Origin of the sequence: Sphingomonas lycopersici, from assembly GCF_026130605.1 — a bacterium.
Lineage (GTDB): Bacteria > Pseudomonadota > Alphaproteobacteria > Sphingomonadales > Sphingomonadaceae > Sphingomonas > Sphingomonas lycopersici.
Map to the genome: position 1 here is coordinate 97,764 of NZ_JANFAU010000009.1, position 16,024 is coordinate 113,787.

The following is a 16,024-nucleotide window of genomic DNA, read 5'->3' on the forward strand; positions in this document are numbered from 1 at the left end:
CTCACTATGATCTCAAAACTCTTCTTTTCTGGCGGACGCGCGCGCGGGTTACCCGCGGTCTCCGCTGCATCGATACGGCGCCGGCGTGGGTCGAGCGGTGCCGGCATGAAGATGCCGACAGCCGCACGCATCCTGATCGGCCTGGTCGCGGGCTTGATCGGCGGTTATCTCGCGGGGCCGCACACCGCGGTACTGCCCGCATTGCAGACGATCGGCGGTCTTTGGCTCGATGCCCTGCGCATGCCGATCATCCCGCTCGTCTTCGCGCTGATCGTCACCGGCATCGGCACGGGATCCGATATCGGCGGATCGACGAAGGTCGCGCAGCGCGCGATCGGCACATTCGCCGTCTTCCTGTTCGCCTCGGCGCTGTTCGGGGTCACGCTCGGTTCCACGATGTTCAGCGGCTGGGACGTCACCGGGCTCGACGCGATGCGCGCGGGCGGCGGCAAGGTTCCGAGCCTGCCGCCGCTCGAACAGACCCTGCGCGCGCTGGTCCCGGTCAATCCGATCGCCTCGGCGGCGCAGGGAGCGATCGTTCCGGTCGTTATCTTCGCGCTGCTGTTCGCGGTGGCGTTGCGCCGCATCGAGGCGGTGCGTGCGGCGCCGATCGGCGAGTTTTTCAAGGGCGTTGCGGACGCGCTGCTTGTCATCATCGGCTGGGTGCTGCTGGTGGCGCCGCTGGGCGTGTTCGCGCTGGCCTTCGACGTTGCGGCGCGCAGCGGACTGGGCGTCGGCGCGCTGCTCGCCTGGTATGTTGCGGCCCGCGTGGTCGGCGGAATTGTGTTGTTGACGGCGTTCGTCCTGCTCGTCGCGGTCCTCGCCCGAACCCCGTTGCGGGCGTTCGCGCGCGCCGTGCTACCCGCCCAGTCGGTCGCTTTCAGCACGCAGTCATCGCTCGCCTCGCTGCCCGCGATGCTCGATGCGGCGCGCGCGCTCGGCTTGCCCGAGCGGCATGCCGGCACCGTGCTCCCGCTCGCGGTCGCTCTCTTCCGGATCAGCGCGCCGACCGCGATCAGCCTTGCGGTGCTGGCGCTTGCCAGACTGAACGGTATCGACCTGACCGTCGCGCAACTGGCGCTCGTCGCGGTCCTCGCCGTGCTCAACAATCTCGTGATCGCCGGCTTGCCCAACCAGATCAGTTTCTTCGCAGCCTATGCGCCGGTCGCACTCGCCGTCGGCGTGCCGATCGACCTGTTGCCCTTGTTCCTGGCGGTCGACACGATCCCCGATATGTTCGCGACGGCCGCAAACGTCACCGCCGATGTCGCGGTGACCACGCTGCTGACAGAAAAGGAGCCTGACGGCGAACGGGAAACCGCCGCGTGACCGATGCATTGCCGGCGATCGAGGCTATGCTTCCACCGCCGCGCCGGCGCGTAATCGCCGATACGGGCGCAACGCCGCCAGCAGCAGCACGGTCATCACCGGCGCCGCGACGCCGACCACGATCGCCAATGCATAGCGAATGTCCGCCGGGGCGACGAAGACCCGGTCGGTCATGAAACCGATCACCACCGGGCCGATCCCGATGCCGACGAGCGAGATGATCATGATGTAGAGCGCGGTCACCTGTGCCCGCGCGCGGTTGGGCAGGATCAGCTGCAACGCCGTGCCTGCGCAGGGGATCGGCACGTTGGCAAGGAACATCGCCGGCGCGATCAGCGCCAGCGCGAGCCGGCCGTCGGGCATCAGCGGCGCGGCGGCACCGAAGGCGCCGCACGCGAGGAAGCTGAACGCGGCGACGCGCAATTGCGCGTCCCGATGCCCGGCGCGGGTCATGCGATCCGAAAGCCAGCCGGCGAAATAGACCCCGCTCGTCCCGAAGACGATCATCACCAGGCCGAAACCCTGGCCGATCTCGGCCGGCGTCCAGCCGTAGACGCGCGCGAACAGCGCGGGCGTCCAGACATTGTAGGCGAAATTGACCACCGTCACCATCGAGAAGCCGGCGAACATCAGCGTCAGCGCCAGCCCGCGCGCACGGATCACCGCGACCACCTCGCGCAGCGACAGCGCTGCCGCCCCGCCCTGCCCGCGCCGTTCGGGCTCGCGCATCAGGAAGAACAAGGGCGCGAGCAACAGCCCGGGAAAGCCGACGATCAGGAACGCCGCCTGCCACGGCGCCAGCCCCAGCGGAAGGCCGCCGCGCGCGGCGAGCGCGTCGAGCGTGGACAGCAAATGGCCGCCGGCGATGAAGGCCAGCCCGATCCCGAACGGCGCGCTGAGGAAGAATATGCTGACCGCGCGCCCCAGCCGCTCCGGCGGCACCAGATCGCTGAGCAGGGAGAGGCCGGTCGGCGTGACGCTCGCCTCCCCCACCGCGACGCCGACCCGGGTAGCGAACAATTGGCCGAAACTGCGCGCGAGCCCCGACGCCATCGAGAACAGGCTGAACAGCACCAGCGATATCCCCAGCACCAGCCGCCGCTGATAGAGATCCGCCAGCCGCCCGATCGGCACGCTGCATAGCGTGTAGAACAGGCCGAACGCCACGCCCTGGAGCAAAGCGAAACGCGTGTCGTCGAGCGCGAATTCGGCCTTCACCGGCTCGACCGTCAGGTTGAGCACCACGCGATCGAATTGCGATGCGACCGATGCCAGCGCCAGCAGGCCGGTGATCGCCCATGCACGCCGCCGGGCGGGCCACGGCGTCGCGGGATCTCCCGCCGACGCGCCGGGCACGGGAATATGGGCCATTGGCTGCTCTCTCTCCTCGTCTTTATTCTGTCGTCGCCGGTCAGGCGGGCGCGAGCGCGGCGCAAATCGCGGCAAGCTGCGCCGCCACCGGTGCCTCGCCATCGACGAGCAAGGCGCGCTCGTCCTCCTCGGGCGGCTCAAGCGCGGCGAGCTGGCTCTCGAGCAGCGCGCCGGGCATGAAATGATCGCGCCGCGCGGCGAGCCGCGCCGCCAATATGCCGGGCGGGACCACCGGCAGCACGAACAGGATTTCGCCGACCCGCGCGCGCAGCGCATCGCGATAGCGGCGGCGAAGCGCCGAGCAGGAGGCGACAGCCCCCCCCGGCGCCCCTGCCAGCGCATCGCCCACCGCGGCGAGGAATGGCGCGCGATCCGCATCGTCGAGCGCGATGCACGCCGCCATCTTGGCGACATTGGCCGGCGGGTGGCAACGATCGCCCTCGATGAAGGTCCAGCCCAGCGCTTCCGCCAGTGCGGCGGCGAGGGTCGATTTGCCGCAGCCGGCCACCCCCATCACGACAATCGCGCGAACCATGTCAGCCCGCGCCGTCACGCGCCAGATCGAACAGCCGGACATATTCGGCGCTGTCCGCCGCGCCCATGCCGGCGGCGACGAGCATCCGGTGCAGATCGGCAATCAGCGAGGTGACGGGCATCGCCACCCGCGCGGCGAGCGCGGCGGCCTGCGCCGTTTCCAGATCCTTGAGCATATTGTCGATCCGGCCGGTCGGCGAAAAATCGCGCCGCGCCATCTTCGCCATGAATTCCTGCATAATGCGCGAATCCGCCCGCCCCCCGGCGAGCGCGGCGGGGATGCGGGTCGCGTCGACGCCATGCGCCTCGGCGAAGCGCACCGCCTCCGCCACCGACAGGAAGGTGCTGGCGCACAGCAATTGATTGATGAGCTTCACCGTTTGCCCGGCGCCCGGCCCGCCGAGATGGGTGGCATTGGCCGCGAGCCGATCGAGCAACGGCCGCGCGCGCGCCACATCGGCGTCGCTCCCCCCGAGCATCAGCGTGAGCCGCCCCTCGAGCGCGGCCGGCGCACCGCCCGACAGCGGCGCATCAACCCAGCCCATGCCGCAGGCGTCGCGCAACCGCGCCGCCATCGACGCGGTGCGCCCCGCATCGATGCTCGACATATCGACCAGCAGCGCGGCATCCGAACCGGCCGCCGCAACGCCGTCCGCGCCGAACACCGCTTGCTCGACGATCGCCGCGCTATTGAGGCTGGTGACGACGAACTCCGCGGCGCCGGCGGCGGCGCGCGGGCTTTCCACCGGCCGCCCCCCGCGATCGGCCAGCGCGGCGGCGCGGGCGGGATCGCGATCGCAGAGAAAAACCTCGGCGCCCGTTTCGAGCAGGCGCGTGGCGATCGCCGATCCCATCACGCCCACGCCGATCACCGCCACCCGCATCCTATCCGTCCTTCACCGACGCGCGCTCGACGACGCGCAACCCGACATCGACGATCCGCGGCTCGCCGCTCCCGGCTTCGGCGTTGCGCGACAACAGATCGAGCAGCATCCCCCCGGTGCGCTGGCCAAGCGCGCGGAAATCGACGTGAATGGTGGTGAGCGGCGGGTTGATCTCCCCGCCGATCTCGAAATCGCCGAAGCCCATGATCGACACGTCTTCGGGCACGCGCACGCCGAGCCGCTGGCATTCCATCACCGCGCCGACGGCGGAAAGATCGGATACCGCGAACACCGCCTGCGGCCGATCGTCGCGCGCCAGCAATTCGCGGATCGCCGCGGCGCCGTGGTGGAAGCTGACCGGCGCGCTGCCGTGGCGCAGCACCAGATCGGTCGCGCGCCGCGACAGGCGCAATTCGTCCTCGAACCCGCGCATGCGCTCCTCGCCGCGATGGTCCGCCACGTCGCCGTCGGGCGAGGCCGCGATCGCGCCGATCCGCTCGAACCCGCGATCAATCAGATAGCGCGCCGCGGTTCGCCCGACCTGATAGTTGGAAAAGCCGATGGCATGTTCGATCGGCTGGCTCGGCAGGTCGGCGATCTCGACCACCGGGATATCGGCGGCGAGCAGCATCCGCGTCGCAGTACGGCGATGTACCGCGCCGGTCAGCACGATCGCCTCGGGCCGGCGCGCGAGCAGGTTGCGCAACTGGCGCTCCTCCTCCGCCATGTCATAATCGGTATAGGCGATCAGCAGATGATATTCCGCCTCGCGCAGCGCCTCGGTCAGCCCGTGTGCGACCGCCGCGAAATTGGCGTTGGTCAGCGTCGGCAGCATCAGCGCGATGAAGCCGGTGCGCCGGCTCGACAGGCTGCCAGCGGCGCGATCGGGAACATAGCCGAGATCGGCCACCGCCTTGAGCACGCGCTCGCGCGTCGCCGGCAGCACCATATCGGGGTCGCTCAACACGCGCGAAACCGTCATCCGCGACACCCCGGCGAGGCGCGAGACGTCGCGGATCGTCGGCCGCTGCGACGTGCGACGCGCCGGCTTCGTCTCGGCCGGGGGATTGATTTGCGCGGAACGGGGCATCGACGGCATGATCCTAACGGTTGCGATGCCCGCGGCATAACAGCGTCACGCCGCGCTCTCCATGCCATTCCCCGCGCTCACCAGATGGTAGAAGCGTCCCTCGAACATCTCGAGGATCTCCATCGTCACCGCCCGCGCCCGGGCGCGGATCGGCGAGGCGAGCGCCGCCTCCAGCGCGGCGAGCGAGGGGTAATCGACCTGCTGGAGCATGACGATCGGCGGCGCATCCTCATCGCGCGCCGCGATCCGCTGCCACCGGACGTTCGATGCATCGGGGAATTGCGCCCACAGCGGCGCCAGCCGGTCGCGTACCGCGGCGAAGAACGCCTCCTCGCACCCGGGCGTGATCCGCCCTTCGAAGATCGCGCTGCGGGTAATCACAGCACGCGCTCGTTCACCGCGAGATGGAGTTTGACCACCTTCGACCGATCGCCCGCACGCTCGAAGGCGTCGACCGCCTCGCCGAGCGCATAGGTGCCCGAGAGGATCGGCGACACATCGATCCGCCCGGAAACGATCAGCTCGACCGCCAGCTGGAACTCGCCATTCGCGCGGAACGCGCCGACGAACTCGATCTCGCGCGCCTGCAACCGGTTGACCGGCACCGCGGCAGTGCCCGGCGGCAACATCCCGACCTGCACGATCCGCCCGCCGCGCCGGACCACATCGAACAGCGACAACAACGCGCTGGGGGCGCCGGACGCCTCGAACGCGACATCGAAATGCCCGGCCGCGCTTTCATAAGCGGCCAGCGCCTCGGGGGCGGTCGCGACGTTGATCGCACGCGACACGCCGATCCGCTCGCGCGCCACCGCCAGCGCCGCATCCTCGACATCGGTGCACACCACCTCGAGCGCGCCGGCCAGCAACGCACACCGCGCGACCAGCAGCCCGATCGGCCCCGATCCGGTCACCAGCACGCGCTTGCCGACCAGCGACCCGGCGCGCTCGACCGCATGAAGCCCGACCGACAGCGGCTCGGCGACCGAAAGCCGCAGCAGATCGGCATCGTCGGGCACCGGGATCACCTGATCGCGGCGCAACACCAGCTGCTCGGCGAACCCGCCCTGGACATGCGGGAAGCGCCCCGCGCTGCCGAGGAAGAACATATCGACGCACAGGTTCATCCGGCCGGCACGGCAATAGTCGCACACCAGGCACGGCCGGCTGGGATCGAGCGCCGCCTTCATCCCGGGCGCGATTCCGGTGACGTCGGCGCCGATCTCGGTCACCACGCCGGAAATCTCGTGCCCGAGCGTCATCGGCTCCCGCACGGCGAAATCGCCCACCGCGCCGCGGTGGTAATAATGCATGTCCGAGCCGCAGATCCCGCCATAGGCGATCGCGACGCGCACCTCGTCGGGCGCCAGCGCGCGCTCCGCAACCGGCTCGACCCTCAGATCCTTCTTCCCGTGACATACGGCCGCGAGCATCATCACCTCCAACGTCTTTATGGGACCGATATCATCATCGATAACCGGTCGCAATACAGCTGCAAGTAAAATAGTCTGGCGCTTAACCGGGGTTGCAATGTGACCGATCACTATATTATCGCAGCCCGACAGGGCAGGAGTTTTCAATGCGATCGTTCGATCTCACCGGCCGCCGGGCGCTTGTCACCGGCGCATCGCGCGGAATCGGGTTTGCGCTGGCGGGCGCGCTGGGCCGCGCCGGCGCGGAGCTCATCGTCAATGCACGCGACGCGGCCGCATTGGACGAGGCGGCGACACAATTGCGCGCGGCGGGCATCGCGGTTTCCGCCAGCGCGTTCGACGTCACCGATCCCGCGGCGGTGACGGCGGCGGTCGACGCGATCGAGGCGGACGGCAAGGCGATCGACATTCTGGTCAACAACGCCGGAATCCAGCGCCGCGCGCCGCTCGACACGTTCGACGATGCGGACTGGCGCGCGCTGATGGCGACCAACCTCGACAGCGTCTATTATGTCGGCAAGGCGGTGGCGCGGCACATGATCGCGCGCGGGCGCGGCAAGATCATCAATATCGGCAGCGTCCAGTGCGAACTCGCCCGCCCCGGGATCGCGCCCTATACCGCGAGCAAGGGCGCGGTGAAGAATCTGACCAAGGGCATGTGCGCCGATTGGGCGCGGCACGGGTTGCAGATCAACGCGATCGGCCCCGGCTATTTCGACACCCCGCTCAACAAGGCGCTGGTGGAGGACCCGGCATTCGATGCCTGGCTGCGCGGGCGCACCCCCGCCGGGCGCTGGGGCCGGCTGGAGGATTTGCACGGCGCAATCGTGTTCCTCGCCTCTGCCGCCTCGGATTTCGTCAACGGCCAGACGCTTTATGTCGATGGCGGCATCACCTCGGTGATTTAAGACCAGACATGACCTACAGCATCCTCCAGCTTTGCCCGCTCTCCGACGCACTCGAAACCGCGCTGGCGGCACGCGGCAACGTCAAACAATGGTTCGCGATGAGCGACAGCGCGCGCGCGGCGTGGCTCGCTGCCCATGCGAACGAGGTCTCGGCGGTGGTGACCGGCGGGCATATCGGCTGCGACAATGCGCTGATCGCCGCGCTTCCCGCGCTGAAGCTCATCGCGATCAACGGCGTCGGCTATGACAAGGTCGATCTCGCGACCGCGTCGGCGCGCGGGGTCGCGGTGACCAACACCCCCGATGTGCTGACCGACGATGTCGCCGATCTTGCGGTCGGACTGGTCATCGCGCTGCTGCGCCAATTGCCGCGCGCCGACCGGTTCGTCCGCGACGGCCAGTGGCGCGACGGCGGCTTTCCGCTCGCACGCAAGGTTTCGGGGCGGCGCTTCGGCATCGTCGGGCTGGGGCGGATCGGCGCGGCGATCGCAACACGGCTCGCCGCCTTCGGCCCGATCGCTTATACCGGCACGCAGGAGAAGCCGGTGCCGTACGATTTTGCCCCCGATCCGGTTGCGCTGGCCGCGCGCAGCGACGTACTGATCGTCGCCTGCGCCGCGACCCCCGAGACGCGCGGGATGATCGACGCGGGCGTGCTCGATGCGCTCGGCGCGGACGGCTATCTGGTCAATGTGTCGCGCGGATCGGTGGTCGACGAAACCGCGCTGATCGCGGCGCTCGATACCGGCCGCATCGCCGGCGCGGCGCTCGATGTCTTCGCCGACGAGCCGCGGGTGCCCGCCGCGCTGATCGCCAGCGCGCCGACCGTGCTGACCCCGCATATCGCGAGCGCGACGGTGGAGACGCGCCGAGCGATGGCCGATCTGGTGCTCGCCAATCTCGACGCCTTCCTTGCCGGCGCGCCGCTGGTGACGCCGGTGACGGCATGAGCGCGCGGATCGCGATCGTCACCGGCGCGGGCAGCGGGATCGGCCGCGCCGCCGCGATCGCGCTCGCCGCGCGCGGCTACCGGCTGGCGCTCGCCGGGCGACGCGGGGAGACGCTGGAGGAAAGCCGCTCCCTGCTCGATCGCCCCGACGCGCATCTCGTCATCCCGACCGACGTTACCGATGCGGCCGCGGTCGCGGCGCTGTTCGCGCAGACGGCGGCGCATTTCGGCCGGCTCGACCTGCTGTTCAACAACGCCGGGACCAACATCCCCGAAACCCCGACCGACATGTTGGCCGAGGCGGATTGGCGGCGCGTGATCGACACCAATCTGACCGGCGCGTTTCTGTGCCTGCAGGCGGCGTTCCGCACGATGAAGGCGCAACGGCCGCAGGGCGGGCGGATCATCAACAACGGCTCGATCTCGGCGCACAGCCCGCGCCCGGATTCGATCGCTTATACCGCGAGCAAGCACGCGATCACCGGCCTCACTCGCTCGACCTCGCTCGACGGCCGCGCGTTCGGCATCGCCTGCGGGCAGATCGACATCGGCAACGCCGCCAGCGTGATGGGATCGCGGATGGAACGTGGCGTGCGCCAGGCCAATGGCACGATCGCCTCCGAACCGGTGATCGATGCCGCCCACGCCGGTGAAGCGATCGCCTATATGGACAGCCTGCCGATCGAGGCGAACGTGCAGTTCATGACGCTGATGGCGACCAACATGCCCTTTGTCGGGCGCGGGTGAACCGGCGCAGATTCAGTCGAACAACAACACCGGCTTGATCGCTGCCCCGGTTTCCGAATCGTGGAATGCCGCATTGATCTCGGCGAAGGGGTAGAAACGGATCAGCCGGTCGAACGGGAAACGCCCGGCGCGATGGAGCGCGATCAGCTCGGGGATGAAGGTCTTGGGATCGGCATCCCCCTCCACCACGCCGCGGATCACCCTGCCGCCGCTCATCACATGGCTGACATCGGCGGAGAACATCGTGCCGGGCGCCGCCGCGCCGACGATTGCGCATTCGCCCCGCACGCCCAGCACCGCGACCGCCTGTTCGATCACCCGCGGATTGCCGGTGCAGTCGATCGCATGATCGACGCCGCTCGGCAGCGCCGCCAGCACCGCGGCGACAGGATCATCCGCGCCCGCCTGGATCGTCATCCCCGCGCCCAGATCGCGCGCCAGCGCGAGGCGATCGGCGTTGAGATCGACCGCGACGATCGTCGCCGCGCCGACCACCGCCGCCGCCATCACCGCCGCAAGCCCGACCGAGCCGGCACCGAACACCACCACGCTCTGCCCCCGCTGCACCTTCTGCGCCTTCATCACCGCACCGGCCCCGGTCAGGATGCCGCAGCCAAGCGGCGCGGCGATGCGCAGGTCGACATCGCGCGGCACCACCACGGCATTGCGTTCGCGGCACAAAGCATGCGTGGCGAAGGACGATTGGCCGAAGATATTGCCGAACACGGGCGCGCCGCCGGCGTCGACGAGCGTCGTTGAACCGTCCGGCCGCGTACCGAAGAAATTGCGCGGAAAGAATTCGTGGCAATAGCTTTGCGCATCCGCGCGGCAGCTTGGGCAGGTGCCGCAGCTGTTGAAGCTCATCACGACATGATCACCCGGCGCGACATCGCGCACATCGCCGCCGACCGCCTCGACGATCCCGGCACCTTCATGCCCCAATACCACCGGCTGCGGCACCGGCACGCCCTGTCGCCACATCGTCGCATCGGTGTGACACACCCCCGTCGCGACCAGCCGCACGAGGATCTCATCCGCGCGCGGCGAATCGAGGTGCAGCCGCCGGAGCGCCATCGGCGCGTCCGCATGCTCTACCACTGCGGCCAATATCTCGGTCATCTGCCCTCCTGAGTTATTTGGGACCGATATCATCAAAATCGCCGATTTCCAACTCGCGATCTGCAACAGCAAGCACGACGACGCAAATTCTAAGCTTTCCTCAGGCGATTTTTGAGGCGGCCGGTGCATCTCGGCGCTTGCATTAGTATCCCAGCGTGATAATGGGACCGATATCACGTACCCATCCAGAGAGCGCTGCAGGGCGCCCGAGCCAAGGGGAGGAAACATGCTGTCGAGGATCATTTCCAACCGCCGCATTCGCGCGGCGCTGTGTGGCGGCAGCGCAATCGGCGCATTGATCTGCACGGCAGCGGCAACGGCACAGACCGCGCCGCAGGAAGCGGCGGCGCCCGATGCCGCGGGCGCGCAGCAAGAGGTGGTCGTCACGGGCTCGCGCATCGTGCGCTCGGGCTTCTCCGCGCCCACCCCGGTCACCGTGGTCGGCGAGGAACGGCTGGAACAGCGCGCGATCACCAATGTCGGCGACGCGCTCAACGAGCTGCCGTCGTTCCGCGCACTGCAGACCCCGGCGACACAACAAGCGGTGGGCGGCAATATCGGCGCGCGCGTGCTCGATCTGCGCGGGCTGGGCGCGACGCGCACGCTGGTGTTGCTCGACGGCAAGCGCTTCGTTCCCTCGACCACCCAGGGCACGATCGACGTCAACCTCATCCCCAGCTCGCTGATTGAGCGGACCGAGGTGGTCACCGGCGGCGCTTCCGCGGCTTATGGTTCGGACGCGGTGGCCGGTGTCGTCAACTTCATCCTCGACAAGAAGCTCACCGGTTTCAAGGGATCGGTCCAGGCCGGGATTTCGCAGCGCGGCGACGGCGCGGAGCAGAATGTCCAGCTCGCCTATGGCAACCACTTCGCCGGCGAACGCGGACATTTCATCATCGCCGGAGAATATAATAACGCGAAGGGGTTGGGCGATTGCTACACGCGCAGCTGGTGCCCGCGCGAGCAGCTGATCGGCAATACCCCGGCCGGCTATGCCGGACTGCCGGCGAGCATCCGCGGCGGCCCCGCGGGCACCGGGACGCTGTCTTCGGGCGGGCTGATCGTCGCCAATTCGGGGCCGCTGCGCGGGCTGGCCTTCAACCCGAACGGCACCACCTCGGCCTATGATTTCGGCACGATCTACGGCACCAATCCCTCCCCGCTGTTCACGCTGGGAGGCACCGAATCCGCGCGCAACGGTTTCCTCGACGGAATCCTGCTCAGCCCGCCGGTGGAGCGGTTCGTCGGCTATGCCCATGCCGATTACCAGCTGTCCGACACGGTGAAGGCCAATCTCGATCTGTCCTACGGCCAGGTGAAGGGGATGGTGATCGGATCGGTCGCGCGATCGACCGTGACGATCCAGCGCAGCAACGCCTATCTGCCGGCGGGGGTCGCCGCGATCATGGACCAGAACGGGATCGGCTCGTTCACGCTGGGCCGCGCGTTCATGGACCTCGGCGGCGCGGTAGACCGGTCCGACAACAAGACCTATCGCGCGGTCTTCTCGCTCGAAGGGCGGATCAGCGACAAATGGCGCTGGGATGCCTATTACCAATATGGCCGCAACGAATTCCGCCAGGATTACACCGGCAACGTGATCGCCTCACGCGTCGCGAACGCGGCCGATGCGGTCAACGTCAACGGCCAGATCGTGTGCCGGATCAATGCCGGCGCGGTCGCCGCCGATCCGTCCTGCGTACCGCTCAACATCTTCGGCGCGGGCAATATCTCGCCGGCCGCGGCGGCCTATATCGCGCCGTCGGGCTTCCAGACGACCAATCTTACCGAGCATGTCGTGGCGGCGAACGTCAACGGCGCGCTGTTCGCGCTGCCCGGGGGTGATTTCTCGATCGCCGCGGGCGGCGAATATCGCAACGACAGCGCGACCGGCGCGGCGGACGCGCTGTCCACCGCCAATGCCTTCTGGTCGTTCAACGGCAAGGCGGTGGTCGGCCGCATCGAGGTCGCCGAAGGCTATGTCGAGGCCGAAGCGCCGATCCTGCGCGATCTGCCCTTTGCCAAGACGCTCGAACTGAACGGCGCGGTCCGGCGCACGCATTACAACCGCACGGCGCCCGGATCCTCCTCCACCTCGGTCGATGCGACGACATGGAAGATCGGCGGCGTATGGGCACCGAACGACACGATCCGTTTCCGCGCGACGCGCTCGCGCGATATCCGCGCGCCCAACCTCACCGAATTGTTCGGGCCGGTAACGCTGGGCCGCACCACGATCGTCGACCCGGCCAACAACGGCGCGCAGATCCAGGTCAACGCCTATTCCGGCGCCAACGGCCAGCTTGCGCCCGAGAAAGCCGATACCTGGACGGCGGGCGCGGTGCTCAGCCCCGGGTTCATTCCCGGGCTGCGGCTGTCGGTGGATTATTATGACATCAAGCTGAAGGGCGCGATCTCCACGCTCGGCGCGCAGGTGCTGGTCGATCGCTGCGCCGCCGGGCAGGCCGCGCTGTGCCAATATGTCCAGCGCGACGCCGCCGGCACGCTGACGAGCGTCAGCGACGTGCTCCAGAACGTCAGCGAGATCGACAATCGCGGCATCGATATCGAGGCGAGCTACCGCACCGGGCTCGGCGCGCTCGGCAACCTCGATCTCCGGCTGCTCGCGACGCATTATCTCAAGCTGTCGATCGGCGGCGTCGATCGCACCGGCCAGACCGGCTACCGGCCCGGGACGACGACCGGCGTCCCCGACTGGATCATCGACGGCACCGCGGTGTGGTCGATCGGCGCGCTCGCGCTCAACCTGCACGGAAAATATATCCCGCAGGGCATTTTCGACACCACCTTGGTCGGCCCGCAGGATGCGGGCTATTCCCCGGCGCTCGCGAACAGCATCAACAACAATCGCGTGAACGGGCGTTTCTACCTCGATCTCGGCGCGACGATCAAAATCAACGACCGGTTCGAGATGTTCGGCGTGATCAACAATCTGCTCGACAAGGATCCGCCGCTCGCGGCCAGCGCGCAGGGCGCCACCAACCAGGTCTATTTCGATCCGATCGGCCGCTATTTCAAATTCGGCGCGCGCGTCCGGCTGTAACCCCCAAAAGCATCAGGAAACGGAAAATCCCAATGGCGAAGAAGACGCTTCAACACCTCCTGCAGACGAGCGACAAATGCATCGTCGCGCCGTGCGTCTATGATTGCGCCTCGGCGCGCGCAGTGGAAATGGTCGGCTTCGAAGCGATGATGCTGTCGGGCGGCGAGGTGTCGATCGCGATGAACGGCGTGATCGATTATGGCTTCAGCAATCTCACCGATGTCGAATGGATCACCAGCCGGATCGCGCAGACATCGGCGATTCCGCTCGCCGCCGATATCGAGGACGGTTTCGGCGGCCCGCTCGCGGTGTATCGCAGCGCGCGGCGCATGGCGATGGCCGGCGCCACCGCATTGCAGCTCGAAGACGCCAGCGACATGGAGGAATCGACCGGCCTTCTGTCGCGCGAAAAATATCTCGAGAAGGTAAAGGCCGCGCTCGCCGCGCTGGAAGGCACCAATTGCTTCCTCATCGCGCGCACCAATGCCGATCCCGAAACCCAGATGGACGAAGGCTGCGAACGGATGCGGCTGGCGCATGAGCTGGGCGCCGCGATGACCACCGTGGTCAAGATCGGGACGCTCGATCATGCCAAATATGTCGCCGAGCGCGTACCGGGGTGGAAGATGTTCCCCGACGTCCGCGATATCGACGGCAAACCGGCGGTGACCGTCGACCAGATCTATCCGCTCGGCTTCAACTTCATGACGATGCACTATACGCTGAAGGCGGCGATGGACGGCATGCTGGAGCACGGCAAGCACAATTTCGCGCAGCAGGGCTGCCATTACACCTGCCAGAAAGTCGATGCGACCGGCGTGATGGGGATGAGCGCCACCCCCTTGTTCGACCCGCAAAGCTATATGGAGCTCGAAGGCCGGTTCAGCGGGCAGGACAAGACCTATACGATCGTCGGCAACCAGGTCGAGGACTTCCCGGCGGGTTTCGTGCGATCCTCGATCGACGACCGGCTTTGACATGACAGCGGTGGGGGCGTGCCGCGCCCCCACCGGCTTCGGCCGGATTCAGGCCAAGGCGGCGTGCTGCGGGCTTCGGCTGCCCGCAGCGCCGGATCAGGCCTTCTTGCAGTGCGACATGAAGCTCTTGCGCGGTTTGCCGTGCAGCCCCTTGGCATCGGCCTGCTTGGAACAGTCGAGCGACTTCACGGTTCGGGCGACCGGCGCCTTGCTGGGCTTGGCAGCGGGCGCCTTGCTGGCCTTGGCCGCATCGGCTTTCGGGGCAGGCACGGTCGCGGCGGTCTGGGCGAAGGCCGAACTCGTCATCAGGGCGATGGCAGCGGCGGCGGCGGCAATCTTGACCTGCATAGCAAACTCTCCAGCTACGTCCTCTTCGGGGACGCGCGGGATTTACGCCGTCGCTCCAGCGGCTGTCACGTTACAACGACGAAATGTTCCCCGGCTTCGCGCTATCGGGGCGCGATATCGGCATCATGCTCGCCAAGCATCGGCGCGGCGAACGGATCCGGCCCCGGCGTGCGGGAGAATTTGATCGGGCGGGTGACGCCGCGATAGTGACCGATCTTCGGATGCGCGATCGAGGCGACCATATTCTCGGCCTGCACCTGCGGGTCTTCGAACATATCCTCGATGTGGCGCACCGCCGAGCACGGGACCGCGTCGCCGAACAATCGCTCCCACTCGATCGCCGAGCGCGCGCGCAGTGCCGCGCGCAGCGCCGGCACCAGTTCGGCCGCGTGGTCGGCGCGATTGCGCACGCTGGCGTAACGCGGGTTGTCGGCGAGATCGTGGAGCCCGGTCAGCTCGCACAGCGCTTTCCAGAAATGCGGGGTGTTCGCCGACAGATAGAGATAGCCGTCGCCGGTCGGGTGGAGCCCGGTGATCCCGCCCGAGCGCATGTCGCGGGAGATATCGTGCGCCTCGCCCTCGGCCTGGATCATCCGCGCCGATTGCATCGTGAGCGCGCTGCGCAGCAGCGACACGCCGACATATTGCCCCGCGCCGCTGCGTTCGCGCTCGAACAGTGCCGAGGACACCCCCGCCGCGACCAGCGCCGCGGCATAATAATCGACCGGCGAGCCATAAGTAAGCTCGGGGACCGGGGGCTTGCCCTGGAGCACGCACATCCCGGTCATCGCCTGGAGGACCTGATCATATCCCGCCTTGCCGCGCAGCGGGCCTTCCTCGCCATAGCCGGTGACCACGCAATAGATCAGCCGCGGGTTGACCGCCTCCAGCCGGGGGTGATCGATCCCCAGCCGCTCGGCGACGCCGGGGCGGAAATTATGGACCAGCACATCCGCCTCGGCCGCCAATGCATGGAGCCGCGCGCGATCGGCATCCTGCTTCAAATCGAGCACGATCCCGCGCTTGCTGCGATTGACCCCGAGGAAGGCGCGGTTCTCGCCTTCCAATGTGGAAGGATAAGCGCGCAGATTGTCCCCCGCCGGGGGCTCGACCTTGATCACGTCCGCCCCCTGATCGGCGAGCAGGGTGCAGCCATAAGGACCGGCGATATAGGCGCTGAGATCGAGCACCCGCACCCCCGAGAGCGGCCCGCGCGGTCCCTCGCGCGACGGATTGTCGAACGCCGATCCCGGCGCCGGCTGCATTGGGTC

General features: G+C 67.9%; 15 protein-coding genes. 6 read left to right on the forward strand and 9 right to left on the reverse strand.

The window, feature by feature from the left end:
* Nucleotides 1-105 precede the first annotated feature (105 nt).
* Entirely contained in the window at nt 106-1,329 is a 1,224-nt protein-coding gene (locus NED98_RS16825; RefSeq protein WP_265313763.1) for a dicarboxylate/amino acid:cation symporter, read from the forward strand.
* Nucleotides 1,330-1,353: 24 nt separating this feature from the next.
* Here the strand turns inward: NED98_RS16825 and NED98_RS16830 are convergent, their stop codons facing one another.
* Genes NED98_RS16830 through NED98_RS16855 form a run of 6 tightly spaced genes read right to left on the reverse strand, consistent with a single transcriptional unit; the run spans nt 1,354 to nt 6,644 of the window.
* A complete protein-coding gene (locus tag NED98_RS16830; RefSeq protein ID WP_265313764.1) occupies nt 1,354-2,700 on the reverse strand; it encodes an MFS transporter in 1,347 nt (448 codons plus the stop codon).
* A 40-nt stretch (nt 2,701-2,740) separates the two neighbouring features.
* Nucleotides 2,741-3,235, reverse strand: a complete 495-nt coding sequence (locus tag NED98_RS16835) for a gluconokinase (RefSeq protein ID WP_265313765.1) — start codon at nt 3,233-3,235, stop codon at nt 2,741-2,743.
* A gap of 1 nt (nt 3,236) precedes the next feature.
* Nucleotides 3,237-4,118: an NAD(P)-dependent oxidoreductase gene (locus NED98_RS16840; protein ID WP_265313766.1), complete on the reverse strand. Its 882-nt coding sequence runs from the start codon at nt 4,116-4,118 to the stop codon at nt 3,237-3,239.
* Nucleotide 4,119: 1 nt separating this feature from the next.
* Complete coding sequence (locus NED98_RS16845; protein ID WP_265313767.1) at nt 4,120-5,208, reverse strand: LacI family DNA-binding transcriptional regulator; 1,089 nt, start codon at nt 5,206-5,208, stop codon at nt 4,120-4,122.
* Nucleotides 5,209-5,253: 45 nt separating this feature from the next.
* Nucleotides 5,254-5,589 (reverse strand): hypothetical protein, encoded by a 336-nt coding sequence (locus NED98_RS16850; RefSeq protein WP_265313768.1) that lies wholly within the window; start codon nt 5,587-5,589, stop codon nt 5,254-5,256.
* Nucleotides 5,586-6,644 carry an L-idonate 5-dehydrogenase gene (locus NED98_RS16855; protein ID WP_265313823.1) on the reverse strand — a complete coding sequence of 353 codons (1,059 nt, stop codon included), beginning with the start codon at nt 6,642-6,644 and terminating at the stop codon, nt 5,586-5,588. The genes NED98_RS16850 and NED98_RS16855 overlap by 4 nt, the downstream gene beginning before the upstream one ends.
* 143 nt (nt 6,645-6,787) lie before the next feature.
* Between NED98_RS16855 and NED98_RS16860 the strand changes: the two genes are divergently transcribed.
* Genes NED98_RS16860 through NED98_RS16870 form a run of 3 tightly spaced genes read left to right on the forward strand, consistent with a single transcriptional unit; the run spans nt 6,788 to nt 9,245 of the window.
* Complete coding sequence (locus tag NED98_RS16860) at nt 6,788-7,549, forward strand: SDR family oxidoreductase (RefSeq protein WP_265313769.1); 762 nt, start codon at nt 6,788-6,790, stop codon at nt 7,547-7,549.
* An 8-nt stretch (nt 7,550-7,557) separates the two neighbouring features.
* Nucleotides 7,558-8,499, forward strand: coding sequence for a 2-hydroxyacid dehydrogenase (locus NED98_RS16865; RefSeq protein WP_265313770.1), 942 nt, complete (start codon nt 7,558-7,560; stop codon nt 8,497-8,499).
* Entirely contained in the window at nt 8,496-9,245 is a 750-nt protein-coding gene (locus NED98_RS16870) for an SDR family oxidoreductase (protein ID WP_265313771.1), read from the forward strand. The genes NED98_RS16865 and NED98_RS16870 overlap by 4 nt, the downstream gene beginning before the upstream one ends.
* Before the next feature lie 12 nt (nt 9,246-9,257).
* On the opposite strand, the gene NED98_RS16875 is transcribed toward NED98_RS16870, so the two are convergent.
* On the reverse strand, nt 9,258-10,364 hold the full coding sequence (locus NED98_RS16875; RefSeq protein ID WP_265313772.1) for an NAD(P)-dependent alcohol dehydrogenase: 1,107 nt from the start codon (nt 10,362-10,364) through the stop codon (nt 9,258-9,260).
* Between the two features lie 226 nt (nt 10,365-10,590).
* Here NED98_RS16875 and NED98_RS16880 point away from each other — a divergent pair, with 226 nt between their 5' ends.
* Both NED98_RS16880 and NED98_RS16885 read left to right on the forward strand, forming a co-directional pair.
* Nucleotides 10,591-13,428 carry a TonB-dependent receptor gene (locus NED98_RS16880; RefSeq protein ID WP_265313773.1) on the forward strand — a complete coding sequence of 946 codons (2,838 nt, stop codon included), beginning with the start codon at nt 10,591-10,593 and terminating at the stop codon, nt 13,426-13,428.
* Nucleotides 13,429-13,460: 32 nt separating this feature from the next.
* A complete protein-coding gene (locus NED98_RS16885; RefSeq protein WP_179513905.1) occupies nt 13,461-14,405 on the forward strand; it encodes an isocitrate lyase/PEP mutase family protein in 945 nt (314 codons plus the stop codon).
* A gap of 96 nt (nt 14,406-14,501) precedes the next feature.
* Here the strand turns inward: NED98_RS16885 and NED98_RS16890 are convergent, their stop codons facing one another.
* Nucleotides 14,502-14,753 carry a PsiF family protein gene (locus NED98_RS16890; protein ID WP_265313774.1) on the reverse strand — a complete coding sequence of 84 codons (252 nt, stop codon included), beginning with the start codon at nt 14,751-14,753 and terminating at the stop codon, nt 14,502-14,504.
* Nucleotides 14,754-14,854: 101 nt separating this feature from the next.
* The gene (locus NED98_RS16895; RefSeq protein ID WP_265313775.1) at nt 14,855-16,018 is read right to left on the reverse strand and encodes a CaiB/BaiF CoA transferase family protein; all 1,164 of its coding nucleotides are present in this window, start codon (nt 16,016-16,018) and stop codon (nt 14,855-14,857) included.
* Between the last annotated feature and the right edge of the window lie 6 nt (nt 16,019-16,024).

Excerpts from the sequence above, each read along its gene's own strand:
- NED98_RS16845 (WP_265313767.1), bottom strand. The coding sequence starts at position 5,208 with ATGCCCCGTTCCGCGCAAATCAATCCCCCGGCCGAGACGAAGCCGGCG.
- NED98_RS16880 (WP_265313773.1), top strand. The coding sequence starts at position 10,591 with ATGCTGTCGAGGATCATTTCCAACCGCCGCATTCGCGCGGCGCTGTGT.
- NED98_RS16825 (WP_265313763.1), top strand. The coding sequence starts at position 106 with ATGAAGATGCCGACAGCCGCACGCATCCTGATCGGCCTGGTCGCGGGC.
- NED98_RS16875 (WP_265313772.1), bottom strand. The coding sequence starts at position 10,364 with ATGACCGAGATATTGGCCGCAGTGGTAGAGCATGCGGACGCGCCGATG.
- NED98_RS16860 (WP_265313769.1), top strand. The coding sequence starts at position 6,788 with ATGCGATCGTTCGATCTCACCGGCCGCCGGGCGCTTGTCACCGGCGCA.
- NED98_RS16890 (WP_265313774.1), bottom strand. The coding sequence starts at position 14,753 with ATGCAGGTCAAGATTGCCGCCGCCGCCGCTGCCATCGCCCTGATGACG.
- NED98_RS16835 (WP_265313765.1), bottom strand. The coding sequence starts at position 3,235 with ATGGTTCGCGCGATTGTCGTGATGGGGGTGGCCGGCTGCGGCAAATCG.
- NED98_RS16895 (WP_265313775.1), bottom strand. The coding sequence starts at position 16,018 with ATGCAGCCGGCGCCGGGATCGGCGTTCGACAATCCGTCGCGCGAGGGA.
- NED98_RS16865 (WP_265313770.1), top strand. The coding sequence starts at position 7,558 with ATGACCTACAGCATCCTCCAGCTTTGCCCGCTCTCCGACGCACTCGAA.
- NED98_RS16840 (WP_265313766.1), bottom strand. The coding sequence starts at position 4,118 with ATGCGGGTGGCGGTGATCGGCGTGGGCGTGATGGGATCGGCGATCGCC.
- NED98_RS16885 (WP_179513905.1), top strand. The coding sequence starts at position 13,461 with ATGGCGAAGAAGACGCTTCAACACCTCCTGCAGACGAGCGACAAATGC.
- NED98_RS16870 (WP_265313771.1), top strand. The coding sequence starts at position 8,496 with ATGAGCGCGCGGATCGCGATCGTCACCGGCGCGGGCAGCGGGATCGGC.
- NED98_RS16830 (WP_265313764.1), bottom strand. The coding sequence starts at position 2,700 with ATGGCCCATATTCCCGTGCCCGGCGCGTCGGCGGGAGATCCCGCGACG.
- NED98_RS16855 (WP_265313823.1), bottom strand. The coding sequence starts at position 6,644 with ATGATGCTCGCGGCCGTATGTCACGGGAAGAAGGATCTGAGGGTCGAG.